Raw genomic sequence first — 23,606 nt, 5'->3', positions numbered from 1 at the left:
CCTATCGCGGGCCGATCCTGCCCAGATGCGTCTGCCGGAAACCCACGGGCGATTTCAGCCCATAGCCCAGGGCGCGGTCGATGCCGACATGGGCCAGCCAGATCGCGCCGGCGGCGATCAGATCGGGCCGGCCGGCCAGCAACCCCAGCAGCGCCAGGATCAGGCCGCAGGCATAGAGATGCGCGGCGTTATAGATCGCCGCGCCGATCCGCGGTCCGGCCAGATAGCCCAGCATCGCCAGATCCGGCGCCAACAGCGCCAGCGGCCAGAGCCACAGCGGCCAGCCCGGCTGCATCGCCCCGGTCAGCGCGATGGCGGTGGCGAAGACCAGCCCGCCCTCGATCCGTTGCCACAGGACCGGGCTCATTCGGCGGCCCGCACCCGGGCGGTCTTCAGCATCGGGGCAAGATAGCGGCCGGTATGGCTGGCCTCGATCAGCGCCACATCCTCGGGCGTGCCGGTGGCGATGATCCGGCCGCCGCCATCGCCGCCCTCGGGGCCGATATCGATGATGTGGTCGGCGGTCTTGATGACATCGAGGTTATGCTCGATCACCACCACGGTATTACCCTCTTCGACAAGGTGATGCAGCACCTCCAGAAGCTTGCGCACATCCTCGAAATGCAGGCCGGTCGTCGGCTCGTCGAGGATATAGAGCGTGCGCCCGGTGGACCGGCGCGACAGTTCCTTGCTGAGTTTCACCCGCTGCGCCTCGCCGCCCGACAGCGTCGTGGCCTGCTGGCCGACCTTGATATAGCCAAGCCCGACCTGCATCAGCGCATCCATCTTTTCGCGGATCGCCGGCACGGCGGAAAAGAACTGCTGCGCATCCTCGACCGTCATGTCAAGAACATCGGCTATGCTTTTGCCTTTGAAGTGAATTTCCAGCGTTTCGCGATTGTAGCGCTTGCCCTTGCAGGTCTCGCATTCGACATAGACATCGGGCAGGAAATGCATCTCGATCTTGATGACGCCATCGCCCTGACAGGCCTCGCAGCGGCCGCCCTTGACGTTGAAGCTGAAGCGTCCGGGCTTATAGCCGCGGGCCTTCGCCTCGGGCAGGCCGGCGAACCAGTCGCGGATCGGGGTGAAGGCGCCGGTATAGGTGGCGGGGTTCGACCTCGGCGTGCGGCCGATGGGGCGCTGGTCGATGTCGATGACCTTGTCCAGATGTTCCAGCCCCCTGATCGTCTCGCAGGGGGCGGGGGTCTGGCGCGCGCCGTTCAGTCGCAGGCTGGCGGTCTTGAACAGGGTCTCGATGGTCAGGGTCGATTTGCCGCCGCCCGAGACGCCGGTGACGCAGATGAACCTGCCCAGCGGGAATTCCGCGGTGACTTCCTTCAGGTTGTTGCCGGTCGCGCCGACCACCGTGACCGTCTTGCCATTGCCCTTGCGGCGTCCGTTCGGCACTGCGATCTCGCGCGCGCCGGACAGGTATTGCCCGGTCAGGCTGGCGGGATCGGCGGCAATCTCTTCGGGCCTGCCATGGCTGACCACGGTGCCGCCATGAACGCCCGCGCCCGGCCCCATGTCGAAGACGTAATCGGCATGGCGGATGGCGTCCTCGTCATGTTCGACGACGATCACCGAATTGCCCTGATCGCGCAGGTTCATCAGCGTTTTCAGCAGCCGGTCGTTGTCGCGCTGATGCAGCCCGATGCTGGGCTCGTCCAGCACATACAGCACCCCGGTCAGCCCGCTGCCGATCTGACTGGCCAGGCGGATCCGCTGGCTTTCGCCACCCGACAGGGTGCCGGCGGCGCGCGACAGCGTCAGGTAGTCGAGGCCGACATTCACAAGAAAACCAAGCCTTTCGCGGATTTCCTTCAGAATGGCGGCGGCGATTTCGTTCTTCTGCTTTGACAGGGTGTCGGGGGCGGCCTCGATCCAGGCCAGCGCCTCGCGGATCGACAGTTGCACCACCTCGCCGACATGATTGCCGGCGATCTTCACCGCCAGCGCCTCGGGCTTCAGCCGGTAGCCCCCGCAGGCGCCGCAGGGGCGGTTGTTCTGATAGCGCTCGAACTCCTCGCGCACCCATTGGCTGTCGGATTCGCGCAGCCGGCGTTCCATGTTGGGGATGACGCCCTCGAAGACGCGGCTGATCTCGTAGACCCGGCCGGCATCGTCGAAGCGGAACTTGATCTGTTCCTCGCCCGAGCCATGGAGGAACAGGCGCTGCACCGCCTCGGGCAGGTCCTTCCAGGCGGTTTTCTTGTCGAAGCCGTAATGTTTGGCCAGCGCGTTGATGGTCTGGGTCAGATAGGCCGATTTCGACTTGGCCCATGGCGCGATGGCGCCCTTGGCGATGGACAGCGCGGCATCGGGCACCACCAGCCGTTCATCGAAGAACAGTTCCACCCCCAGCCCGTCGCAGACCGGGCAGGCGCCGAAGGGGGCGTTAAAGGAAAACAGCCGCGGCTCGATCTCGGGGATGGTGAAGCCGCTGACGGGGCAGGCGAAATTCTCGCTGAAGGTGATCCGTTCGGGCTCGCCCTCGGCCGGCGCGGTTTCCAGCACAGCGATGCCATCGGCCAGATCCAGCGCGGTGCGCAGGCTGTCGGCCAGCCGCGTCTCCAGCCCCTCGCGCACGACCAGACGGTCCACCACCACGTCGATATTGTGGCGGAACTTCTTGTCGAGGGTCGGGGGTTCGTCCAGTTCATGGAAGGCGCCGTTCACCTTGACGCGCTGGAAGCCCTGTTTCCTGAGTTCGAGAAATTCCTTCCTATACTCGCCCTTGCGGTCGCGCACGATCGGGGCCAGCAGATAGGCGCGGGTGCCCTCGTCCATGGCCATGATCCGGTCGACCATGTCCTGCACCTGCTGCGCCTCGATCGGCAGGCCGGTGGCAGGCGAATAGGGGGTGCCGGCGCGGGCGAAGAGAAGCCGCAGATAGTCGTAGATCTCGGTCACCGTGCCGACGGTCGAGCGGGGGTTCTTGCTTGTCGTCTTCTGCTCGATGCTGATCGCGGGCGACAGGCCGCTGATATGGTCCACATCGGGCTTGCCCATCATGTCGAGGAACTGCCGCGCATAGGCCGACAGGCTTTCGACATAGCGCCGCTGGCCCTCGGCATAGATGGTGTCGAAGGCGAGCGAGGACTTGCCGCTGCCCGACAGGCCGGTGATCACCACCAGCCGGTCGCGCGGGATGTCCATGTCCACGCCTTTCAGATTATGCTCGCGCGCACCGCGCACTTCGATGAACTTCTGTTCCATGGGCATGCCTCGACCGATCAGGGCACAGATAGTCGCATGAGTGGAAAACGCAACAGGATAATCGGAACATAAAGAGAACGAAATTCCAATTGCGGACTGCCTGCGGGGCTATATGTTTATCAGTACATATCCAATCGGAGAGGCGATCATGCCCCGTTCTGTCACCGCTCTGGCCGCTGCCCTGTCCGTGATGCTGATCGGTCCGGCGCCCGTCGCCGCCCAGGTGATCCGGGCCGAACTGACGGGACCCGATCTTGTATCGGCCGAAATTACCCCGGAAACGCTTGCCGCGCTGCCGAGCCGGGAGGTGGAGACCAGCTTTGAAAGCAGCAAGGGGCCGCAGAGCGGTCGCTATGGCGGTGTGCTGTTGTGGGATATCATTGCCGCCCGGACCGCGCTTGATGACGACCTCAAGGCGGCGCTGCGGCGGGTGGTTCTGGTGACGGCCAGCGACGGGCATCAGGTCGCCTTTTCCATCGGCGAAATCGCGCCGGAATTCGGCAACCGCCCGATCATGGTCGGGCTGACGCTGGATGGCGCGCCGATCAGCGACGGGTTGCGCATGGTGTCGCCGGGCGATGCCCGCGGGGCGCGATATGTCAAGGGCGTGGTCTCCTTCGAGATCCGTTGACAGCACGCGCGCGTGACCTAGCCTTGTTCCCGTTCACGGGAGGGCAACATGGCCAAGCAACATTACACCGGCGGCTGCCAATGCGGCGCCATCACCTTCGAGGTCGAGGCCGATCTGGATCAGACCCTGACCTGCAACTGCTCGCGCTGCCAGCGGATGGGATTCGTGCTGACCTTCGTGCCGCGCGGCGATTTCCGGCTGGTGAAGGACGGGCCGGTGACCGAATTCCGCTTCAACAGGCAGCAGATCGCGCATCTGTTCTGCCCGGTCTGCGGGGTCGAATCCTATGCCTATGGCAGTCATCCGCAGATGGGCGAGGTGGCGGCGGTCAATGTCAATTGTCTGGACGGGGTGAACCCGCGGGCACTGGTGCCTCAGCATGTGGACGGTGCAAGCTTCTGAACCCGCCCCGTCCTGCGTGACGCCGAATCCTGTCGGAAAATCGTCTTCGCCCTTCGCAGTCCTGCTGTCATTTCAGCGATGATCCGGTAAGTTTGCCCGATCGTGGCCGGCGCTTCGGTCTGATTGCTAGCGCTATCGCTTGCGCTGCGGCGCAGCATCGCTAGGATGCCGCGATTCGTGAACGGGGGACGGTCATGTTCAACAAGATTCTGGTTGCCAATCGCGGCGAGATTGCGATCCGGGTAATGCGCGCCGCCAACGAGCTTGGCAAGAAGACGGTCGCGGTCTTCGCCGAAGAGGACAAGCTGGGCCTGCACCGCTTCAAGGCCGACGAGGCCTACCGGATCGGCGAGGGGCTGGGCCCGGTCGCGGCCTATCTATCGGTCCCCGAGATCATCCGGGTGGCCCGCGAAAGCGGCGCCGACGCGATCCATCCGGGCTATGGGCTGCTGTCCGAGAACCCGGATTTCGTCGATGCCTGCGTCGCGGCCGGGATCACCTTCATCGGCCCGAAAGCCGACACCATGCGCGCGCTTGGCGACAAGGCCAGTGCCCGGCGCGTGGCGATCAAGGCGGGCGTGCCGGTGATCCCCGCGACCGAGGTTCTGGGCGATGATTTCGACGCCATCAAGCAGGAGGCCGCCGGGATCGGCTATCCGCTGATGCTGAAGGCGTCTTGGGGCGGCGGCGGGCGCGGGATGCGCCCGATCAACGGCCCCGAGGAACTGGTCGAGAAGGTCCGCGAGGGCCGGCGCGAGGCCGAGGCCGCCTTCGGCAATGGCGAGGGCTATCTGGAAAAGATGATCCTGCGCGCCCGCCATGTCGAGGTGCAACTCTTGGGCGACACGCATGGCGGCCTTTATCACCTTTACGAACGCGACTGCACCGTGCAGCGCCGCAACCAGAAGGTCGTGGAGCGCGCCCCCGCCCCCTATCTGACTGAAGCACAGCGGGCCGAGGTCTGCGGCCTCGCGCTGCGGATCGGGCAGGCGGTCGGTTATCAGAATGCCGGCACGGTCGAGTTCCTGATGGATATGGACAGCAGCCGGTTCTACTTCATCGAGGTGAATCCGCGGGTGCAGGTCGAACATACCGTGACCGAGGAGGTCACCGGCATCGACATCGTGCAGGCCCAGATCCGCATCGCCGAGGGCGCGACCCTGGCCGAGGCGACCGGCGTCGCCGCGCAGGACAGGGTGGAACTGTCCGGCCATGCGCTGCAATGCCGGGTCACGACCGAGGATCCGCAGAACAACTTCATCCCCGATTACGGCCGGATCATGGCCTATCGCTCGGCGACCGGCATGGGCATCCGTCTGGACGGCGGCACCGCCTATTCGGGGGGCGTCATCACCCGCTATTACGATTCGCTGCTGGTCAAGGTCACCGCCTGGGCGCAGACCCCGCAGCAGGCGATCCGGCGGATGGACCGGGCCCTGCGCGAATTCCGCGTGCGCGGCGTCAGCACGAATATCGATTTCGTCATCAACCTGCTGAAACACCCGACCTTTCTGGACGACACCTACACGACCAAGTTCATCGACACGACGCCGGATCTGTTCCAGTTCCGCAAGCGCCGTGACCGGGCCACCAAGATCCTGACCTATCTTGCCGACATCACCGTGAACGGCCACCCCGAGACGGTGGGACGCGCCCTGCCGCCCGCCCAGCCGCGCCCGCCGGTGCCGCCGGCGCCGAAGGCCGACCCGATGCCCGGCACAAGACAGTTGCTGGAGGACAAGGGAGCCCAGGCCGTGGCGGACTGGATGGCGGCCCAGACACAGTTGCTGATCACCGACACGACCATGCGCGACGGGCATCAGTCGCTCTTGGCGACGCGGATGCGGTCGATCGACATGATCCGGGTCGCGCCCTCTTACGCCGCCAACCTGCCGCAGCTGTTCAGCGTCGAATGCTGGGGCGGCGCGACCTTCGACGTGGCCTACCGGTTCCTGCAGGAATGTCCGTGGCAGCGGCTGCGCGACATCCGGCAGGCGATGCCGAACCTGATGACGCAGATGCTGCTCAGGGCCTCGAACGGGGTGGGCTATACCAACTATCCCGACAATGTCGTGCAGGCCTTCGTGCGTCAGGCGGCGGCGACCGGCGTGGACGTGTTCCGCGTCTTCGACAGCCTGAACTGGGTCGAGAACATGCGCATCGCCATGGATGCGGTGATCGAGTCGGGCAAGATCTGCGAGGGCACGGTCTGCTATACTGGCGACATGCTGGACCCGGACCGGTCGAAATACGACCTGCACTATTATGTAAACACGGCGAAGGATCTGAAATCCGCCGGGGCGCATGTGCTGGGGCTGAAGGACATGGCCGGGCTTCTGAAGCCGCGCGCGGCCTCGGTGCTGATCCGGGCGCTGAAGGACGAGGTCGGGCTGCCGGTGCATTTCCACACCCATGACACCAGCGGCATGGGCGGGGCGACGATCCTTGCCGCCGCCGCCGCCGGCGTCGATGCGGTCGATTGCGCCATGGATGCGCTGTCCGGCAATACCAGCCAGCCGACCCTTGGCAGCGTCGTCGAGGCGCTGTCGGGCACGGATCGCGATACCGGCCTCGATATCGGCGCCATCCGCGCGATCAGCAACTACTGGGAACGGGTGCGCGAGAATTACGCCGCCTTCGAATCCGGCCTGCAGGCCCCGGCCTCCGAGGTCTATCTGCACGAGATGCCGGGCGGGCAGTTCACCAATCTCAAGGCGCAGGCCCGCTCGATGGGGCTGGAGGATCGCTGGCACGAGGTGGCGCAGGCCTATGCCGATGTGAACCGGATGTTCGGCGATATCGTCAAGGTCACGCCGTCCTCGAAGGTGGTGGGCGACATGGCGCTGATGATGGTGGCGCAGAACCTGACGCCGGCACAGGTCATGGACCCGGCAGTCGAGGTCAGCTTTCCCGATTCGGTCGTCGACATGATGCACGGCAATCTGGGCCAGCCCCCGGGCGGCTGGCCGGCGGCGCTGCAGGCCAAGGTGCTGAAGGGCGAGGCCCCGATCACCGACCGCCCCGGCGCGCATCTGGCGCCGGTCGATCTGGACGAGACGCGGGCGAAGCTCTCGGCGGATCTCGAGGGCAAGACGGTCGATGACGAGGACCTGAACGGATATCTGATGTATCCCAAGGTATTCCTCGACTATATGGGCCGGCACCGCATCTATGGCCCGGTCCGCACCCTGCCGACGCGCAACTTCTTCTACGGGATGGAGCCGGGGCAGGAGATCACGGCCGAGATCGACCCCGGCAAGATTCTGGAAATCCGCCTGCAGGCCATCGGCGAGACCGACGAGAATGGCGAGGTGAAGGTCTTCTTCGAGCTGAACGGCCAGCCGCGATCCATCCGGGTGCCGAACCGCAAGCTGGCGGGCAGCGCCGTGGTCCGGCCCAAGGCCGATCCGGCGAAGGACGGGCATATCGGCGCTCCGATGCCGGGCGTGGTCGCCTCGGTCGGTGTCTCGGCCGGGCAGAAGGTCAATGAGGGCGACCTGCTGCTGACCATCGAGGCGATGAAGATGGAAACCGGCCTTCATGCCGACCGCGACGGCACCATCACCGCGGTCCATGTCCATGCCGGCCAGCAGATCGACGCCAAGGACCTGCTGGTCGAGATCGAATAGGCATGACGCGCCTGCTGGACGGATTCAGACCTGCTCTGATCCGTCCAGCAGGCGCCGCAAGCGGCGCAGCGCCCGTGCCGAACGGGCCTCGCGCGCCTCTGCGCCGGGGGTCGGGATCAGTCCGATGGCCCGGCGGTTCTGCCGACCATGCTGGTCAACGTGCCGATGAATCAGGCGCTGGCGGCGGTCGGACTGCCGCTGCCGGCGGATGAGGCGGCGCGCGTCTGGAGCGACTATTCGTCGCGCTGGCAGGTCTGGAACATCCTGCGCTGCCTGGCTGCGGGTGGCGCGCTGCTGCTGACCGGCATCGCCCTTGCTGCTGCGGCCGCGACCCGGCCGGTCGCGATGGTCGCCACCTGTTGACGGCCGCCAGACCTGCGACCACCCTGCGAGTGGATGAAAAAGCTGCCCTTTCGCGGCCCCGCCACGGGCCGCCGCCCGTTGACCCGGCTGGCCGTCGCGTCTAAACCGGCCATAGCCAACCCGTCGCGGGGCAGCCAGGTTTCCCGCGGCCCACAAGGGGATCTTGCCCGTGGAAAATCTGTTGCAGGAATATCTGCCCATTCTGGTCTTTGCGGCAATGGCGTCGGCCCTTGCGCTGATCCTGATTCTGGCCGCCGTCGTGATCGCGGTCCGCAATCCGGATCCGGAGAAGGTCAGCGCCTATGAGTGCGGATTCAATGCCTTCGACGATGCGCGGATGAAATTCGACGTGCGCTTCTATCTGGTGTCGATCCTGTTCATCATCTTCGACCTCGAAGTGGCCTTCCTGTTCCCCTGGGCGACCAATTTCGCCGGGTTGTCCGAAGTGGCCTTCTGGTCGATGATGGTCTTCCTGGCCGTGCTGACCGTTGGCTTCGCCTATGAATGGAAGAAGGGGGCGCTGGAATGGGCGTGATGACCGGGGCGAATACCGCCGGACCCGACCGCGAATACGCGACCAAGGCGCTGAACGCCGAGTTGCAGGACAAGGGTTTCCTGCTGACCACGACCGAGGCGATCATCAACTGGGGCCGCAACGGCAGCCTGCACTGGATGACCTTCGGTCTTGCCTGCTGCGCGGTCGAGATGATGCAGGTCTCGATGCCGCGCTATGATCTGGAACGGTTCGGCACCGCGCCGCGGGCCTCGCCGCGCCAGTCCGACCTGATGATCGTCGCCGGCACCCTGACCAACAAGATGGCCCCGGCGCTGCGCAAGGTCTATGACCAGATGCCCGAGCCGCGCTATGTCATCAGCATGGGCTCCTGCGCCAATGGCGGCGGCTACTATCATTACAGCTATTCGGTGGTGCGCGGCTGCGACCGGATCGTGCCGGTCGACATCTATGTTCCCGGCTGCCCGCCGACCGCCGAGGCGCTGCTCTACGGCATCCTGCAACTTCAGCGCCGGATCCGGCGCACCGGCACGCTGGTGAGGTAACGGAATGGCAGCCTATCCCGATCTGGACGCGCTGGAACAACTGGGTGAGCATATCAGGCTGCGCCGCAGCGCCGATGTGCTGGATGCCGCGGTCGAGTTCGACGAGCTGACGGTCACCTCGACCATCAGCGGCATTGTCGATCTGGCCGAGTTCCTGCGCAGCGACAGCGCCTGCCGGTTCACCTCCCTGGTCGATATCACCGCCGTGGACTATCCCGAACGGCAGCAGCGTTTCGACATCGTCTGGCACTTCCTGTCGATGCACAACAACCTGCGGATCCGGGTGAAGGTGGCGATCCGCGAGGACGAGGTGGTGCCCTCGCTGATCCGGATCCATCCCTCCGCCAACTGGTTCGAGCGCGAGATCTTCGACATGTTCGGAATTCTCTTCTCGGGCCATCCCGACCTTCGCCGGCTGCTGACCGATTACGGCTTCCGCGGCCATCCCCTGCGCAAGGACTTCCCGACCACAGGCTATGTCGAGGTCCGCTATGACGAATCCGAGAAGCGCGTGATCTATGAACCGGTCAATCTGGTGCAGGAATACCGCCAGTTCGATTTCCTCTCGCCATGGGAGGGCGCGAAATACGTGCTGCCCGGCGACGAAAAGCAGGGGGCGCAGTGATGGACGGTGATATCCGCAACAATGTCTATGACGACGGCACGGCCGACACGCTGACGGGCGAGCAGCGCATCCGCAACTTCAACATCAACTTCGGCCCGCAACACCCTGCGGCGCATGGCGTTCTGCGCATGGTGCTGGAGCTTGACGGCGAGATTGTCGAACGGGCCGACCCGCATATCGGGCTGCTGCATCGCGGCACCGAGAAGCTGATGGAAAGCCGCACCTACCTGCAGAACCTGCCGTATTTCGATCGCCTCGACTATGTGGCGCCGATGAATCAGGAACATGCCTGGTGCCTCGCCATCGAGAAGCTGACCGGCACCGTGGTGCCGCGCCGCGCCAGCCTGATCCGGGTGCTGTATTCCGAGATCGGCCGGATCCTGAACCACCTGTTGAACATCACCACCGGCGCGCTGGACGTGGGCGCGCTGACCCCGCCGGTCTGGGGCTTCGAGGACCGCGAGAAGCTGATGATCTTCTACGAGCGGGCCTGCGGCGCGCGCCTGCATTCGGCCTATTTCCGGCCCGGCGGCGTGCATCAGGATCTGCCGCCCGATCTGCTGGACGACATCGATACCTGGATCGACGAATTCCCGCAGCATGTCGCCGACCTGCATACCCTGCTGACCGAGAACCGGATCTTCAAGCAACGCCTGGTGGATATCGGCATCGTCTCGGAACAGGAGGTGCTGGACTGGGGCTTTTCCGGGGTCATGGCGCGCGGTTCGGGGCTGGCCTGGGACCTGCGGCGCAGCCAGCCCTATGAATGCTATGACGAGTTCGAGTTCCAGATCCCCGTCGGCAAGAACGGCGACTGCTATGACCGCTATCTGATCCGGATGGAGGAGATGCTGCAATCGGCCGGCATCATGCGGCAGGCGATCGCCAAGCTGCGGGCCGAGCCCGCGGGCGACGTGCTGGCGCGCGGCAAGCTGACCCCGCCGCGCCGCGCCGAGATGAAGCGCGACATGGAAAGCCTGATCCACCACTTCAAGCTTTACACCGAAGGCTTCAAGGTTCCGGCGGGCGAGGTTTACGCCGCGGTCGAGGCGCCGAAGGGTGAATTCGGCGTCTATCTGGTCAGCGACGGCACCAACCGGCCCTATCGCGCCAAGATCCGGGCGCCGGGCTTCCTGCACCTTCAGGCGATGGATCACATGTCCAGGGGGCATATGCTGGCCGATGTCTGCGCCCTGATCGGCACCATGGATATCGTGTTCGGCGAGGTGGACCGATGATCGCGCGCCCCGAACATATGTGCCCCGGGGACCCGAGGTCGTGATGCAGACGCTGCTGACATGGATCGGCTGGATCGTGGCGCTGCTGCTGCTGGCCACCACGCTGCTGCTGGCCTTCAATAAGGAATCGGGGCTGAAGCTGATACAGCACCGGGTCGAGATGCTGCCGCAGGCCATGCTGGTGCGCTATGCCGGGCTGGCGGTGCTGGCGCTGATCGCGTCCTGGTTCGGGGCACCGCGGGTGCTGTTCGGGCTGCTGACCGCCATTGCCGTCATCGGCCTTGGCGATGCCTTCATCTATCGCCGGGCGGGGCATCCGTTCTGGCTTCATCTTGTCGTCGGCGGCGCTGCCGCCATCGCCGCCTTTCTGTCGCTCTTCGCGATGAACTGAGGGTCTCATGCTTCGCCGTCTTAGCCCCGAACAACCCGACAGCTTCGAATTCACCCCCGCCAATCTGGAATGGGCGCGGGCGCAGATGACCAAGTACCCCGAAGGTCGCCAGCAATCGGCGATCATTCCGGTCCTGTGGCGCGCGCAGGAGCAGGAGGGCTGGCTGTCGCGCCCGGCCATCGAATATTGCGCCGAATTTCTGGGCATGCCCTATATCCGGGTGCTGGAAGTCGCCACATTCTACTTCATGTTCCAGCTGCAACCGGTTGGTTCGGTGGCGAATATCCAGATTTGCGGCACCACGACCTGCATGATCTGCGGGGCCGAGGACCTGATCGAGGTCTGCAAGCGCAGGATCGCCGCCACGCCGCATACGGTGTCGGCCGACGGCAAGTTCAGCTGGGAAGAGGTCGAATGCCTCGGTGCCTGCTCAAACGCGCCGATGGCCCAGATCGGCAAGGATTTCTACGAGGATCTGACGCCCGCGCGGCTCGAGGCGCTGATCGACGCCTTTTCGGCCGGCGAGGTGCCGCTGCCGGGGCCGCAGAACGGCCGCTTTGCCTCGGAACCCGCGGGCGGGCTGACCAGCCTGACCGGGGTGACCGGCAATGACCTGAATGCCAGCGTGACCCTGGCCCGCGATATCGGCGAGACGGTCAAGCGCATCGACGGCAGCGAGGTTCCGATCCTGACGAAATGGCTGCGCGATGCGCGGCCGCAGGCGGCGGGCGATGACCGGGGCGGCAAGACCGGCGCGCCCAAGGCAGCAGCGCGCCCGGCCGAGGCGGCTGTCGCCACGGCAGAGGTTGCCGGCCGCCGGCCCGAGGGCCTTGATGCCCCGAGGGGGGGCACGGCCGACGACCTGAAGATGATCAAGGGGGTCGGGCCGAAACTCGAGGCCCTGCTGCACAGTCTGGGATTCTTTCACTTCGATCAGGTTGCCGGCTGGGGCGAGGCAGAGCTTGCCTGGGTCGATGCCAATCTGGAAGGGTTCAAGGGCCGGGCATCGAGGGACGAATGGGTGGCGCAGGCCAGGGTTCTTGCCGCCGGCGGCGAGACCGAGTTTTCGCGCCGCGCCGAGGAGGATGGCCGCTACGACGAGGAATAGGGCAACGCTTGCCTGAAAAGGGGACAGGGACATGCCGAATGCGAACTGTAACAGGAGCTGCTGGATCGCCGCGGCGGGGCTGGGGCTGCTGGTCTGGATCCTGGCCGGAACCGGCCCGCTGGCCTGGTTCGAGGCGCTGTTTCTGGCGCTGATCGCGACCGGCCTGTTCGGCGTCTTCCTGGTCTGGCTGGTCTGCGGCGGCGAGCCGGCGCATGACGCTTCCGCATGGCAGCCGGCGGCGCCCCTGGCGGCGGCGACGCCACGGGCAGAGCCGCAGGACGCGCAGCCCGTCTCGAAGCCGTCATCGCCGCCTCCGGCGGCGCACAAGCCCGAGCCGGCCCCGTCGGCCGCGCCCAAGGGCGATCCGGTCAAGCCGGCCGGGGCCGGGCGCCCCGAAACGCAGGCCGGGGCGGCAGCCGTCCCCGATGCGGCGGATGACCTGAAGAAGATCAAGGGCGTCGGTCCCAAGCTGGAAGAGTTGTTGCAGGCGAACGGAATCCGCCGTTTCGCGCAGATTGCGGCCTGGGACGAGGCCGAGATGGATCGCTTCGCCGAACTGATCGGCCGCATGGGCGGGCGCATCCGCAGCGACGACTGGGTCGGACAGGCGAGGCTTCTTGCCGCAGGTGGCGACACCGAGTTTTCTAAGCGTGTCGATGAAGGTAACGTTTACTGATGGCAGAGAACGGCGGCCAGGAGACGGGACAGATGCGGCTGGCGGCCGTGGTCATTGCCGTGACGATGGTTCTCTGGCTGGCGGTTCAATGGCTTGGCGGCCGTTATGGATGGGCGGCGAAATGGGCCTATCTGGCCGATCTTGCCGCAATCGGTGCTTTTGTCTGGTCGCTGCTGGTGACCTGGCGTATCTGGCGGCGCAGGAATGGCGTGTAACGCCCGGGTGATGAGGATTGATAGTTAGATGCTGAAAGACCAGGATCGCATTTTCACCAACCTCTACGGCATGGGCGACCGCAGTCTTGCCGGCGCGCGGAAGCGCGGCCATTGGGACGGCACCGCTGCCCTCATCCAGCGCGGGCGTGACAAGATCGTCGACGAGGTCAAGGCATCCGGTCTGCGCGGCCGCGGCGGGGCGGGCTTTCCCACCGGGCTGAAATGGTCCTTCATGCCCAAGGAAAGCGATGGTCGCCCGTCCTATCTGGTCATCAATGGCGACGAATCCGAACCGGCGACCTGCAAGGACCGCGAGATCATGCGCCACGATCCGCATACCCTGATCGAGGGCGCGCTGATCGCCAGTTTCGCCATGGGCGCCCATGCCGCCTATCTCTATATCCGGGGTGAGTTCATCCGCGAACGCGAGGCGCTGCAGGCAGCGGTCGACGAATGCTATGACGCGGGCCTTCTGGGCGCCAATGCCGCCGGCTCGGGCTGGGATTTCGATTTCTACATCCATCATGGCGCCGGCGCCTATATCTGCGGCGAGGAAACCGCGCTGCTGGAAAGCCTTGAAGGCAAGAAGGGCATGCCGCGGATGAAGCCGCCGTTTCCGGCGGGCGCGGGTCTCTATGGCTGCCCGACGACGGTGAACAATGTCGAATCCATCGCCGTGGTGCCGACCATCCTGCGTCGCGGCCCGGAATGGTTCGCGGGGTTCGGCCGGCCCAACAACGCGGGCGTCAAGCTGTATGGCCTGACCGGCCATCTGAACAACCCCTGCGTGGTCGAGGAATCCATGTCGATCAGCATGAAAGAGCTGATTGAAAAACATGGCGGCGGTGTGCGCGGCGGCTGGAAGAACCTCAAGGCGGTGATCCCCGGCGGCGCCTCCTGCCCGATCCTGACGGCGGAACAGTGCGAGACCGCGATCATGGATTACGACGGCATGCGCGAGCTGAGATCCAGTTTCGGCACCGCCTGCATGATCGTCATGGACAAGGATACCGATGTCATCAAAGCGGTCTGGCGGCTGTCGAAATTCTTCAAGCATGAAAGCTGCGGGCAGTGCACGCCCTGCCGCGAGGGCACCGGCTGGATGATGCGGGTGATGGAGCGGCTGGTGCGCGGCGACGCCGAGGTCGAGGAAATCGACATGCTGTATGATGTGACCAAACAGGTCGAGGGACACACGATCTGCGCCCTTGGCGACGCGGCGGCCTGGCCGATTCAGGGCCTGATCCGCAATTTCCGCGAAGAGATCGAGGACCGGATCAAGGCCAAGCGGACCGGACGCATGGGTGCAATGGCGGCGGAGTAGGCAGATGACGAATCCGATGTGGACAGCCATGACGAGCGAAGGCAGGGGGCGGGCCCTTGCCCGGTTGCCGGTCGTGCTGGCGGTACTGGGCCTTGCGGCCTGCGGCACTGCCGGCGGTGATCGCGTCCCCTACAGCATCGACGGCAAGACCTATGTGGTCGAGCCTGACCCGACGCGGGCGGGGGATCTGGCGGTGACGGGACCGGCTGGCGCCGCCCTGACCGCCGCCGAGGGGGCCGCGGCCGACCGGGCCGTCGATGCCTTCTGCCGGACGCAGGGCTATGAGGGCGGGACCGCGGGAACCTTCATGTCGGCGCTGACCGGCGGATACTGGTATTACGAGGCTTGCCGCTCATGAGCCTCACGGCCTTCTTACCTGCTGCTGCCGGGGCCATGCCCCGCATCCGTGCTACAGCGAGGCGCAGTAGCAGAACGGAGGCACGCGCCGTGAAGATTTTCCCCAACCGCCGTGGCCGGATCGCGGCCGCCCTTGCCGCGACCATCACCCTGACCGCCATGCCGGCGGCCGCGCTGGAACCGCTCAGCCAGGAAAGATACATCAACGACCGGCTGATCGCGGCGCGCATCGCCGACCGCATCCGGCGTGAATGTCCCTCGATCGACGGGCGTATCGTCTATGCCTACAGCCAGGCCCGCGCGCTGATGAAATATGCCAGAAAGCAGGGCTATACCCAGGCCCAGATCGAGGCGTTTCTCGACAGCAAGCCCGACCGGAAACGCATCTATGCCGTGGCCGACGATTACATGGCCCGCAACGGCGTGAAATCGGGTGATGCCGAAAGCTATTGCCGCCTCGGGCGGGAAGAAATCGCGAAGAAGACGGTCACGGGATCGCTTCTCAGCGCCAGGTAAGGAAAGCAGTGATGGCCGATTTGCGGACAATCAAGATCGATGACAGGCTGGTCGAGGTCGATCCCAACCTGACCCTGATCCAGGCCTGTGAACAGGCCGGGATCGAGATCCCGCGCTTCTGCTATCACGAACGCCTGTCGATTGCGGGCAACTGCCGGATGTGTCTGGTCGAGGTGGTGGGCGGCCCGCCCAAGCCCGCCGCCTCCTGCGCGATGCAGGTCAAGGACCTGCGTCCGGGGCCCGAGGGCGCCCCCTCCGAGATCCGCACGAATTCGCCCATGGTCCGCAAGGCCCGCGAGGGGGTGATGGAGTTCCTGCTGATCAACCATCCGCTGGATTGCCCGATCTGCGATCAGGGCGGCGAATGCGACCTGCAGGATCAGGCGATGGCTTACGGCGTCGATTTCTCGCGCTTCCGCGAACCCAAGCGCGCCAGCGAGGACCTGAATCTCGGCCCGCTGGTCGAGACGCATATGACCCGCTGCATCTCGTGCACCCGCTGCGTGCGCTTTACCACCGAGGTCGCGGGCATCACCCAGATGGGCCAGACCGGGCGCGGCGAGGACAGCGAGATCACCTCTTACCTGAACCAGACGCTCGATTCGAACATGCAGGGCAATATCATCGACCTCTGCCCGGTCGGTGCGCTGGTTTCCAAGCCCTATGCCTTCACTGCCCGGCCGTGGGAACTGACCAAGACCGAGACCATCGACGTGATGGACGCGCTTGGCAGTTCCATCCGCGTCGATACCAAGGGCCGCGAGGTCATGCGGATCCTGCCGCGCAACCATGACGGCGTGAACGAGGAATGGATCTCCGACAAGACCCGTTTCGTCTGGGACGGGCTGCGCCGCCAGCGGCTGGACAAGCCCTATCTCCGCGAGAACGGCAGGCTGCGCCCGGCGACATGGTCCGAGGCGCTGACCGCCGCCGCCCGCGCCATGAGCGGGAAGAAACTTGCCGGGCTGATCGGCGATCTGGCCCCGGTCGAGGCCGCCTTCAGCCTCAAGACGCTGATCGAGGGGCTGGGCGGCCGCGTCGAATGCCGTACCGACGGGGCCAAGCTGCCGATCGGCAACCGCTCGGCCTATGTCGGCACGGCGCGGATCGAGGATATCGACACGGCCGCGATGATCCAGCTGATCGGCACCAATCCGCGCGACGAGGCGCCGGTGCTGAACGCCCGCATCCGCAAGGCCTGGGCGCGTGGCGCGCAGATCGGGCTGGTGGGCGAGCCGGTCGATCTGACCTATGACTATGCCCATATCGGCAATGACCGCGCGGCGCTGGAAAGCCTGTCCTCGCGCGAGATCAGCCAGGAAACCCACGACAAGCCGACCCTGGTGATCGTCGGGCAGGGCGCGATCCGCGAAGCCGATGGCGAGGCCGTGCTGGCCCATGCGATGAAGCTGGCCGAGAATTCGAACTCGAAGCTTCTGATCCTGCACACGGCGGCCGGGCGGGTCGGCGCGATGGATGTGGGCGCGGTGACCGAGGGCGGGCTGACGGCCGCCATCGAGGGCGCCGAGGTGATCTATAACCTGGGCGCCGACGAGGTCGACGTGGCCGACGGCGCCTTCGTCATCTATCAGGGCAGCCATGGCGACCGCGGCGCGCATCGCGCCGACATCATCCTGCCCGCTGCCAGCTACACCGAAGAGAACGGCCTGTTCGTGAATACCGAGGGCCGTCCGCAACTGGCCATGCGCGCCAATTTCGCGCCCGGCGAGGCCAAGGAAAACTGGGCCATCCTGCGCGCGCTGTCGGCGGAACTGGGCCAGCAACTGCCCTGGGACAGCCTAGCGCAGCTGCGCCAGAAGCTGATCGCGGCGGTGCCGCATCTGTCGAGGATCGACAGCGTGCCGGAAAACGTCTGGCAGCCGCTGGAGCTGCGCGATCCGGGGCGCGCCAGCTTTGTCTATCCGGTGAAGGATTTCTATCTGACCAACCCGATCGCGCGCTCGTCGCCGCTGATGGGGGAACTGTCGCGGATGGCGATGGCGCGCCGGGCCTCTCCGGCCGTCGCGGCGGAGTGATCGCGATGCGGCCAGCCTTCCGCAAGCCACCGACCCTCATCGCCGCGCTGGCGGCGGCGGCGCTGCTGGCCGGCTGCGCGGCAGAGCCGAAGGATGGCCGTCCGCCCGCGAAGCCCGATCAGGTGACCGCCCGGATCGCCACGCCGAATCCCGGCAAGGGCGATGCGCCTCTGACGCTGGCCCGGATCTCGACCAAGTCCGGCGAGATCCTGATCCTCGAACCCGATGGCAGCGTGACTACCATGGATCTGGACACCCCCGCCGGTCGCGATGCCTTCGCGGTCAGCGAGGCCGACCTGATGGCGCTGAACACGAATCTCGACCTCGATCTGGGCGGGCTGGTCGCGCCGAACCGACCGTATCGCAAGACCGCGCAGGAAAAGGCGCTGGAGGAATTCGCCAAGCGGACCCAGCCGGCGCTGCCCGAGTGGCAGAAGGGTACCGTGGTCGCCCCCGAGGATTTCATCGGCTCGCGGGTGGTGGTGCTGAACGCCGGCAAGCAGGGCGATCTGGTCGAGGTGACGGCGAACCTGCGCGAGGGGGTGGACGCCGATATCGCCTTCTCGTATGCCACCTGCGCGCTGGCCGGCTGGGCGAAGGCGGAAGGGGCAGGCTATGGCCGCCATATCCGCACACTGCAGGATACGCGCAACGGCAAGCTGTTGATCGGGGCCGCTTTTACGATCTCGGATGACAAACCGCTGGGACTGCGGGTGATGGAAACGAATGAGACCTTGCGCGAATGCAAGGCACGCGGCATTCCCGCGGCGTAGCAAGGAAGAGGGACAGGCATCATGGATGGTTTTTGGGCATCTTCCTGGGGCATGGCGATCATCCTGCTGGCGCAGGGTCTGGCGATCATCGCCTTCGTGATGCTGTCGCTGATCTATCTGGTCTATGGCGACCGCAAGATCTGGGCCGCCGTGCAGCTGCGGCGCGGCCCGAACGTGGTCGGTCCCTGGGGCCTGCTGCAGACCTTCGCGGACGCGCTGAAATATGTCTGCAAGGAAATCGTGGTTCCGGCCGGGGCCGACAAGTTCGTCTTCTTCCTGGCGCCGTTCCTGTCGATGACCCTGGCGCTGCTGGCCTTCGTGGCCATCCCCTTCGCGCCCGGCTGGGTGATGTCCGACATCAACGTCGGCATCCTGTTCGTCATGGCCGTCTCCTCGCTCGAGGTTTACGGCGTGATCATGGGCGGCTGGGCCTCGAACTCGAAATATCCGTTCCTCGGCTCGTTGCGTTCGGCCGCGCAGATGATTTCCTACGAGGTCAGCCTTGGCCTCATCATCATCGGCATCATCATCTCGACCGGCTCGATGAACCTGTCGGCCATCGTCGAGGCGCAGGCCGGGGCGGGGCTGCTGAGCTGGTACTGGCTGCCGCATCTGCCGATGATGGTGCTGTTCTTCATCAGCGCCCTGGCCGAGACGAACCGCCCGCCCTTCGATCTGCCCGAGGCGGAATCCGAACTGGTCGCGGGCTTCATGGTCGAATATTCCTCGACCCCCTATCTGCTGTTCATGGCCGGCGAATACATCGCCATGTGGCTGATGTGCGCGCTGATCTCGGTGCTGTTCTTCGGCGGCTGGCTGTCGCCCATCCCGGGCATTCCGGACGGGGCGATGTGGATGTTCCTGAAGATGGTCTTCTGGTTCTTCATGTTCTCGATGGTGAAGGCGATCGTGCCGCGCTACCGCTATGACCAGCTGATGCGGATCGGCTGGAAGGTGTTCCTGCCGCTGTCGCTGGGCTGGGTGGTGATCGTGGCGTTCCTTGCGAAATACGAGGTCTTCGGGACCTTCTGGGCCCGCTGGGCAGGAGTGTAGCAGATGGCATTCGACGTCGCCCGCGCCACCAAATATTTCCTGATGGTGGACTTCATCAAAGGCTTCGCCCTGGGCATGCGCTATTTCTTCGCGCCCAAGCCGACGCTGAACTATCCGCATGAAAAGGGCGCGCTGTCGCCCCGGTTCCGCGGCGAACACGCCCTGCGCCGCTATCCCAATGGCGAGGAACGCTGTATCGCCTGCAAGCTGTGCGAGGCGATCTGCCCGGCGCAGGCCATCACCATCGATGCCGAGCCGCGCGAGGATGGCAGCAGGCGGACCACGCGCTATGACATCGACATGACCAAGTGCATCTATTGCGGCTTCTGTCAGGAGGCCTGCCCGGTCGATGCCATCGTCGAGGGGCCGAATTTCGAATTCGCCACCGAAACCCGCGAGGAACTGTTCTACGACAAGCAGAAGCTGCTGGATAACGGCGCCCGCTGGGAAGCCGAGATCGCCCGCAACCTCGCCATGGACGCGCCCTACAGATGACCGAAGCCTTCCAGAAGCTGTTCCAGCAGATGCTCCAGTCGGGGCAGGAGATGGCGCGGATGTTCAACCCGGCGCTTGAACAGGTCGATACCCGCGCCTTCGAGAAGCTGATCCCGACCATGTCGGCGGACATGCTGGAGATGTGGTTCGGCAAGACCTTCAACCGCGACGGGCTGGACGCGCGCACGCGGCTGCTGGTGACGATTGCCGCGATGACCGTGCAGGGCGCCCATGCCGAGCCGCAGCTGCGCCTGACCATCCGCCATGCGCTTGAGGCCGGCGCCACCGCGCGCGAGATCGCCGAGGTGATCTATCAGATGGGCATGTTCGGCGGCATCCCGGCGATGCAGAAGGCGCTGGAGATCGCCCAGAACGTCTTCACCGAACAAGAAGGGAAGGGGACGGAATGATCGCTTTTGCATTCTACCTGTTCGCAATTTCTGCCTGCGTCGCGGGCTTCATGGTGGTGCTGGCCAAGAACCCGGTCCATTCGGTGCTGTGGCTGATCCTGGCCTTCCTGTCGGCGGCCGGTCTGTTCGTGCTGCAGGGCGCCGAATTCGTGGCGATGCTGCTGGTCATCGTCTATGTCGGCGCCGTCGCGGTGCTGTTCCTGTTCGTCGTGATGATGCTGGATGTGGACTTCGCGGAACTGAAGGGCGAATTCGCCCGCTACCTGCCGCTTGGCCTGCTGATCGCGCTGGTTCTGCTGGCGCAGCTGGGCATCGGCTTCGGCGTCTGGCAGACGGCGGAACAGGCCGAGGCGCTGCGCATCGTGCCGATCACCGCCGAGGTGCAGAACACCAACGCCATCGGCGCCGTGCTCTATGACCGCTACTTCCTGGCCTTCCAGCTGGCCGGGCTGGTGCTGCTGGTCGCGATGATCGGGGCGATCACCCTGACCATGCGCCACCGCAAGAACGTCAAGCGTCAGGATGTGCTGGAACAGATGTATCGCGATCCGGCCAAGGCGATGGAACTGCGCGACGTGAAGCCGGGCCAGGGCCTCTGACCGACGCCTCCGCCCCGACAAGGGGCGGGCCGCGAACCGAACTGCAACGGGTGGGTAGCCCGGAGGGACAAGAGACGATGATAGGTTTGACACATTTCCTGGCCGTGGGGGCGATCCTGTTCGTCGCCGGGGTCTTCGGCATCTTCGTGAACCGCAAGAACGTCATCGTCATCCTGATGTCGATCGAGTTGATGCTGCTGGCGGTGAACGTCAATTTCGTCGCCTTCTCGGCCCATCTGGGCGATCTGGCGGGTCAGATCTTCACCATGTTCATCCTGACCGTCGCCGCCGCCGAGGCCGCGATCGGGCTGGCGATCCTGGTGGTGTTCTTCCGCAACCGCGGCACCATCGAGGTCGAAGACGTCAACGTGATGAAGGGCTAGGGAAACATGGTGCAGTTCATTCTCTTCGCCCCGCTTCTGGCCGCCATCATCGCCGGCTTCGGCTGGCGCGTGATCGGCGAGACGGCCGCGCAATACCTGACCACCGGCGTGCTGTTCGCGGCCTGCCTGTTCAGCTGGATCATCTTCCTCGGCTTTGACGGCGAGGTGCGGCAGATCCCCGTCCTCGACTGGGTGGTGTCGGGCGATTTCGTCAGCGAATGGGCGATCCGGCTGGACCGGCTGACCGCGATCATGCTGATCGTCGTCACCACCGTCTCGGCGCTGGTTCACCTCTATTCCGTCGGCTACATGGCCCATGACGACAACTGGACCCATGACGAGCATTACAAGGCCCGCTTCTTCGCCTATCTGAGCTTCTTCACCTTCGCCATGCTGGCGCTGGTGACCGCCGACAACCTGCTGCAGCTGTTCTTCGGCTGGGAGGGCGTGGGCGTCGCCTCCTACCTGCTGATCGGCTTCTACTACAAGAAACACTCGGCCAATGCCGCCGCGATCAAGGCCTTCGTGGTCAACCGGGTGGGCGATTTCGGCTTCCTGCTGGGGATTTTCGGGATCTGGTGGATGACCGGCTCGATCCAGTTCGACGCCATATTCGAACAGGTGCCCGATCTGGCCGAAGTGCAGATGCACTTCCTGTGGCGGGCCTGGAATGCCGCCGATCTGCTGGCCTTCCTGCTGTTCGTGGGCGCGATGGGCAAGTCGGCGCAGCTTCTGCTGCACACCTGGCTGCCCGACGCGATGGAGGGGCCGACGCCGGTCTCCGCGCTGATCCACGCCGCGACCATGGTGACGGCGGGCGTGTTCCTGGTCTGCCGGATGTCGCCCCTGTTCGAGTTCGCGCCCGAGGCAAAGCTGGTCGTGACCGTAGTCGGCGCAACCACCGCCTTCTTCGCCGCGACCGTGGGTCTGGTGCAGAACGACATCAAGCGCGTGATCGCCTATTCGACCTGTTCGCAGCTGGGCTACATGTTCGTGGCGGCGGGTGTCGGCGTCTATTCGGTCGCCATGTTCCACCTGATGACCCATGCCTTCTTCAAGGCGATGCTGTTCCTTGGCGCCGGCTCGGTCATCCATGCCATGCATCACGAGCAGGACATGCGCAATTACGGCGGGCTGCGGAAGAAGATCCCGCTGACCTTCTGGGCGATGCTGATCGGCACGCTGGCGATCACCGGTGTCGGCATTCCGCTGACCACCATCGGCTTTGCCGGCTTCCTGTCCAAGGACGCGGTGATCGAAAGCGCCTGGGCGGGCAATTCCTACGCCTTCTGGCTGCTGGTCGTGGCTGCCGCCTTCACCAGCTTCTACAGCTGGCGGCTGATGTTCCTGACCTTCTGGGGCAAGCCGCGCGGCGATCATCACGCGCATGACCATGCCCATGAAAGCCCGCCGGTGATGACTGTGCCGCTGGGCGTGCTGGCGGTCGGCGCGATCTTCTCGGGGATGGTCTGGTACGGCCCGTTCTTCGGCAGCCATGACAGCGTCAACGCGTTCTTCCATATCGGCGGGGCCGGCGAGACTGTCGTGGCCGAGGCGGCCGAAGGCGACCATGGCGCCCCCGAGGCCGCCCCGGCCGAGCCTGCGGCCGAGGGCCATGCCGAGGGGTTGAACACCGATGTTCCGGCACCGGTCGGCGGGGCGATCTACATGCACCCGGACAACCATGTGCTGACCGAGGCGCATGAATCCCCGACCTGGGTCAAGGTCTCGCCCTTCTTCGCCATGCTGGGCGGTCTTCTGCTGGCCTGGGTCTTCTACATCCGCAGCCCCGATACGCCGCGCAAGCTGGCCGAAAGCCAGCCCGCGCTGTATCGCTTCCTGCTGAACAAGTGGTATTTCGACGAGCTTTACGACGCGATTTTCGTGCGTCCCGCCAGATGGATCGGCCGCAAGCTGTGGACGGGCGGCGACGGGGCGGTTATCGACGGCGCCATCAACGGGCTGGCCATGGGAATCATTCCCCGGCTGACCCGCTTCGCCGGGCGACTCCAGTCGGGCTATCTGTTCCATTATGCCTTCGCGATGGTCCTGGGCATCGTGGGCTTGCTGATCTGGGTGATGATGCGGGGCACGTACTGAC

The 23,606-nt window shown here is 65.2% G+C and carries 25 protein-coding genes; 23 read left to right on the top strand and 2 right to left on the bottom strand.

Annotated features, from left to right (window positions below):
- Position 1 precedes the first annotated feature (1 nt).
- Both KNW02_RS09090 and uvrA read right to left on the bottom strand, forming a co-directional pair.
- Positions 2-367, bottom strand: coding sequence for a DUF4260 family protein (locus KNW02_RS09090; RefSeq protein WP_216032950.1), 366 nt, complete (start codon positions 365-367; stop codon positions 2-4).
- Entirely contained in the window at positions 364-3,222 is a 2,859-nt protein-coding gene (uvrA, locus tag KNW02_RS09085; RefSeq protein ID WP_216032949.1) for an excinuclease ABC subunit UvrA, read from the bottom strand. The genes KNW02_RS09090 and uvrA overlap by 4 nt, the downstream gene beginning before the upstream one ends.
- Before the next feature lie 148 nt (positions 3,223-3,370).
- Between uvrA and KNW02_RS09080 the strand changes: the two genes are divergently transcribed.
- The 23 genes from KNW02_RS09080 (at position 3,371) to nuoL (ending at position 23,605) form a co-directional block, all read left to right on the top strand.
- Positions 3,371-3,853 (top strand): hypothetical protein, encoded by a 483-nt coding sequence (locus tag KNW02_RS09080; protein ID WP_216032948.1) that lies wholly within the window; start codon positions 3,371-3,373, stop codon positions 3,851-3,853.
- Positions 3,854-3,901: 48 nt separating this feature from the next.
- A complete protein-coding gene (locus KNW02_RS09075) occupies positions 3,902-4,255 on the top strand; it encodes a GFA family protein (protein WP_216032947.1) in 354 nt (117 codons plus the stop codon).
- Positions 4,256-4,449: 194 nt separating this feature from the next.
- Entirely contained in the window at positions 4,450-7,884 is a 3,435-nt protein-coding gene (locus KNW02_RS09070) for a pyruvate carboxylase (protein ID WP_216032946.1), read from the top strand.
- Positions 7,885-8,022: 138 nt separating this feature from the next.
- Positions 8,023-8,247: an anthrone oxygenase family protein gene (locus tag KNW02_RS09065; RefSeq protein WP_489146122.1), complete on the top strand. Its 225-nt coding sequence runs from the start codon at positions 8,023-8,025 to the stop codon at positions 8,245-8,247.
- Between the two features lie 169 nt (positions 8,248-8,416).
- Entirely contained in the window at positions 8,417-8,782 is a 366-nt protein-coding gene (locus tag KNW02_RS09060) for an NADH-quinone oxidoreductase subunit A (protein ID WP_216032944.1), read from the top strand.
- The gene (locus KNW02_RS09055) at positions 8,782-9,306 is read left to right on the top strand and encodes a NuoB/complex I 20 kDa subunit family protein (RefSeq protein ID WP_216032982.1); all 525 of its coding nucleotides are present in this window, start codon (positions 8,782-8,784) and stop codon (positions 9,304-9,306) included. The genes KNW02_RS09060 and KNW02_RS09055 overlap by 1 nt, the downstream gene beginning before the upstream one ends.
- Positions 9,307-9,310: 4 nt before the next feature.
- Positions 9,311-9,931 (top strand): NADH-quinone oxidoreductase subunit C, encoded by a 621-nt coding sequence (locus KNW02_RS09050; RefSeq protein WP_216032943.1) that lies wholly within the window; start codon positions 9,311-9,313, stop codon positions 9,929-9,931.
- Entirely contained in the window at positions 9,931-11,169 is a 1,239-nt protein-coding gene (locus KNW02_RS09045) for an NADH-quinone oxidoreductase subunit D (protein ID WP_216032942.1), read from the top strand. Before KNW02_RS09050 ends, KNW02_RS09045 begins: the two co-directional genes overlap by 1 nt.
- Before the next feature lie 43 nt (positions 11,170-11,212).
- Positions 11,213-11,560 (top strand): hypothetical protein, encoded by a 348-nt coding sequence (locus tag KNW02_RS09040; protein ID WP_216032941.1) that lies wholly within the window; start codon positions 11,213-11,215, stop codon positions 11,558-11,560.
- Between the two features lie 7 nt (positions 11,561-11,567).
- Positions 11,568-12,668, top strand: a complete 1,101-nt coding sequence (nuoE, locus tag KNW02_RS09035; RefSeq protein ID WP_216032940.1) for an NADH-quinone oxidoreductase subunit NuoE — start codon at positions 11,568-11,570, stop codon at positions 12,666-12,668.
- 31 nt (positions 12,669-12,699) lie between these two features.
- Positions 12,700-13,344 (top strand): hypothetical protein, encoded by a 645-nt coding sequence (locus KNW02_RS09030; protein WP_216032939.1) that lies wholly within the window; start codon positions 12,700-12,702, stop codon positions 13,342-13,344.
- Entirely contained in the window at positions 13,344-13,559 is a 216-nt protein-coding gene (locus KNW02_RS09025) for a DUF5337 domain-containing protein (protein ID WP_216032938.1), read from the top strand. The genes KNW02_RS09030 and KNW02_RS09025 overlap by 1 nt, the downstream gene beginning before the upstream one ends.
- 28 nt (positions 13,560-13,587) lie before the next feature.
- Positions 13,588-14,883 carry an NADH-quinone oxidoreductase subunit NuoF gene (gene nuoF / locus KNW02_RS09020; RefSeq protein WP_216032937.1) on the top strand — a complete coding sequence of 432 codons (1,296 nt, stop codon included), beginning with the start codon at positions 13,588-13,590 and terminating at the stop codon, positions 14,881-14,883.
- Between the two features lie 16 nt (positions 14,884-14,899).
- Positions 14,900-15,241 (top strand): hypothetical protein, encoded by a 342-nt coding sequence (locus KNW02_RS09015; RefSeq protein ID WP_216032936.1) that lies wholly within the window; start codon positions 14,900-14,902, stop codon positions 15,239-15,241.
- Positions 15,242-15,330: 89 nt separating this feature from the next.
- Entirely contained in the window at positions 15,331-15,756 is a 426-nt protein-coding gene (locus tag KNW02_RS09010; RefSeq protein ID WP_348524702.1) for a DUF5333 domain-containing protein, read from the top strand.
- A gap of 11 nt (positions 15,757-15,767) precedes the next feature.
- The gene (gene nuoG / locus KNW02_RS09005; RefSeq protein ID WP_216032934.1) at positions 15,768-17,792 is read left to right on the top strand and encodes an NADH-quinone oxidoreductase subunit NuoG; all 2,025 of its coding nucleotides are present in this window, start codon (positions 15,768-15,770) and stop codon (positions 17,790-17,792) included.
- Between the two features lie 5 nt (positions 17,793-17,797).
- Positions 17,798-18,565 carry a hypothetical protein gene (locus KNW02_RS09000; RefSeq protein WP_216032933.1) on the top strand — a complete coding sequence of 256 codons (768 nt, stop codon included), beginning with the start codon at positions 17,798-17,800 and terminating at the stop codon, positions 18,563-18,565.
- A gap of 21 nt (positions 18,566-18,586) precedes the next feature.
- Positions 18,587-19,618, top strand: coding sequence for an NADH-quinone oxidoreductase subunit NuoH (nuoH, locus tag KNW02_RS08995; RefSeq protein ID WP_216032932.1), 1,032 nt, complete (start codon positions 18,587-18,589; stop codon positions 19,616-19,618).
- 3 nt (positions 19,619-19,621) lie between these two features.
- Positions 19,622-20,113 carry an NADH-quinone oxidoreductase subunit NuoI gene (nuoI, locus tag KNW02_RS08990; protein WP_216032931.1) on the top strand — a complete coding sequence of 164 codons (492 nt, stop codon included), beginning with the start codon at positions 19,622-19,624 and terminating at the stop codon, positions 20,111-20,113.
- Positions 20,110-20,523 carry a carboxymuconolactone decarboxylase family protein gene (locus KNW02_RS08985; RefSeq protein ID WP_216032930.1) on the top strand — a complete coding sequence of 138 codons (414 nt, stop codon included), beginning with the start codon at positions 20,110-20,112 and terminating at the stop codon, positions 20,521-20,523. Before nuoI ends, KNW02_RS08985 begins: the two co-directional genes overlap by 4 nt.
- Positions 20,520-21,122 carry an NADH-quinone oxidoreductase subunit J gene (locus KNW02_RS08980; RefSeq protein ID WP_216032929.1) on the top strand — a complete coding sequence of 201 codons (603 nt, stop codon included), beginning with the start codon at positions 20,520-20,522 and terminating at the stop codon, positions 21,120-21,122. Before KNW02_RS08985 ends, KNW02_RS08980 begins: the two co-directional genes overlap by 4 nt.
- Before the next feature lie 77 nt (positions 21,123-21,199).
- On the top strand, positions 21,200-21,505 hold the full coding sequence (gene nuoK / locus KNW02_RS08975) for an NADH-quinone oxidoreductase subunit NuoK (protein ID WP_216032928.1): 306 nt from the start codon (positions 21,200-21,202) through the stop codon (positions 21,503-21,505).
- 6 nt (positions 21,506-21,511) lie between these two features.
- Positions 21,512-23,605, top strand: a complete 2,094-nt coding sequence (gene nuoL / locus KNW02_RS08970) for an NADH-quinone oxidoreductase subunit L (protein WP_216032927.1) — start codon at positions 21,512-21,514, stop codon at positions 23,603-23,605.
- Position 23,606 lies beyond the last annotated feature (1 nt).

The sequence above is a fragment of the Paracoccus marinaquae genome, from assembly GCF_018860165.1.
GTDB classification, from domain to species: domain Bacteria; phylum Pseudomonadota; class Alphaproteobacteria; order Rhodobacterales; family Rhodobacteraceae; genus Paracoccus; species Paracoccus marinaquae.
The sequence above is the reverse complement of the archived record's forward strand: the minus strand, read 5'-3'. Positions and strand labels throughout refer to the sequence as shown.

Excerpts from the sequence above, each read along its gene's own strand:
- KNW02_RS09090 (WP_216032950.1), bottom strand. The coding sequence starts at position 367 with ATGAGCCCGGTCCTGTGGCAACGGATCGAGGGCGGGCTGGTCTTCGCC.
- uvrA (WP_216032949.1), bottom strand. The coding sequence starts at position 3,222 with ATGGAACAGAAGTTCATCGAAGTGCGCGGTGCGCGCGAGCATAATCTG.
- KNW02_RS09080 (WP_216032948.1), top strand. The coding sequence starts at position 3,371 with ATGCCCCGTTCTGTCACCGCTCTGGCCGCTGCCCTGTCCGTGATGCTG.
- KNW02_RS09075 (WP_216032947.1), top strand. The coding sequence starts at position 3,902 with ATGGCCAAGCAACATTACACCGGCGGCTGCCAATGCGGCGCCATCACC.
- KNW02_RS09070 (WP_216032946.1), top strand. The coding sequence starts at position 4,450 with ATGTTCAACAAGATTCTGGTTGCCAATCGCGGCGAGATTGCGATCCGG.
- KNW02_RS09055 (WP_216032982.1), top strand. The coding sequence starts at position 8,782 with ATGACCGGGGCGAATACCGCCGGACCCGACCGCGAATACGCGACCAAG.
- KNW02_RS09050 (WP_216032943.1), top strand. The coding sequence starts at position 9,311 with ATGGCAGCCTATCCCGATCTGGACGCGCTGGAACAACTGGGTGAGCAT.
- KNW02_RS09045 (WP_216032942.1), top strand. The coding sequence starts at position 9,931 with ATGGACGGTGATATCCGCAACAATGTCTATGACGACGGCACGGCCGAC.
- KNW02_RS09040 (WP_216032941.1), top strand. The coding sequence starts at position 11,213 with ATGCAGACGCTGCTGACATGGATCGGCTGGATCGTGGCGCTGCTGCTG.
- nuoE (WP_216032940.1), top strand. The coding sequence starts at position 11,568 with ATGCTTCGCCGTCTTAGCCCCGAACAACCCGACAGCTTCGAATTCACC.
- KNW02_RS09030 (WP_216032939.1), top strand. The coding sequence starts at position 12,700 with ATGCCGAATGCGAACTGTAACAGGAGCTGCTGGATCGCCGCGGCGGGG.
- KNW02_RS09025 (WP_216032938.1), top strand. The coding sequence starts at position 13,344 with ATGGCAGAGAACGGCGGCCAGGAGACGGGACAGATGCGGCTGGCGGCC.
- nuoF (WP_216032937.1), top strand. The coding sequence starts at position 13,588 with ATGCTGAAAGACCAGGATCGCATTTTCACCAACCTCTACGGCATGGGC.
- KNW02_RS09015 (WP_216032936.1), top strand. The coding sequence starts at position 14,900 with ATGTGGACAGCCATGACGAGCGAAGGCAGGGGGCGGGCCCTTGCCCGG.
- nuoG (WP_216032934.1), top strand. The coding sequence starts at position 15,768 with ATGGCCGATTTGCGGACAATCAAGATCGATGACAGGCTGGTCGAGGTC.
- KNW02_RS09000 (WP_216032933.1), top strand. The coding sequence starts at position 17,798 with ATGCGGCCAGCCTTCCGCAAGCCACCGACCCTCATCGCCGCGCTGGCG.
- nuoH (WP_216032932.1), top strand. The coding sequence starts at position 18,587 with ATGGATGGTTTTTGGGCATCTTCCTGGGGCATGGCGATCATCCTGCTG.
- nuoI (WP_216032931.1), top strand. The coding sequence starts at position 19,622 with ATGGCATTCGACGTCGCCCGCGCCACCAAATATTTCCTGATGGTGGAC.
- KNW02_RS08985 (WP_216032930.1), top strand. The coding sequence starts at position 20,110 with ATGACCGAAGCCTTCCAGAAGCTGTTCCAGCAGATGCTCCAGTCGGGG.
- KNW02_RS08980 (WP_216032929.1), top strand. The coding sequence starts at position 20,520 with ATGATCGCTTTTGCATTCTACCTGTTCGCAATTTCTGCCTGCGTCGCG.
- nuoK (WP_216032928.1), top strand. The coding sequence starts at position 21,200 with ATGATAGGTTTGACACATTTCCTGGCCGTGGGGGCGATCCTGTTCGTC.
- nuoL (WP_216032927.1), top strand. The coding sequence starts at position 21,512 with ATGGTGCAGTTCATTCTCTTCGCCCCGCTTCTGGCCGCCATCATCGCC.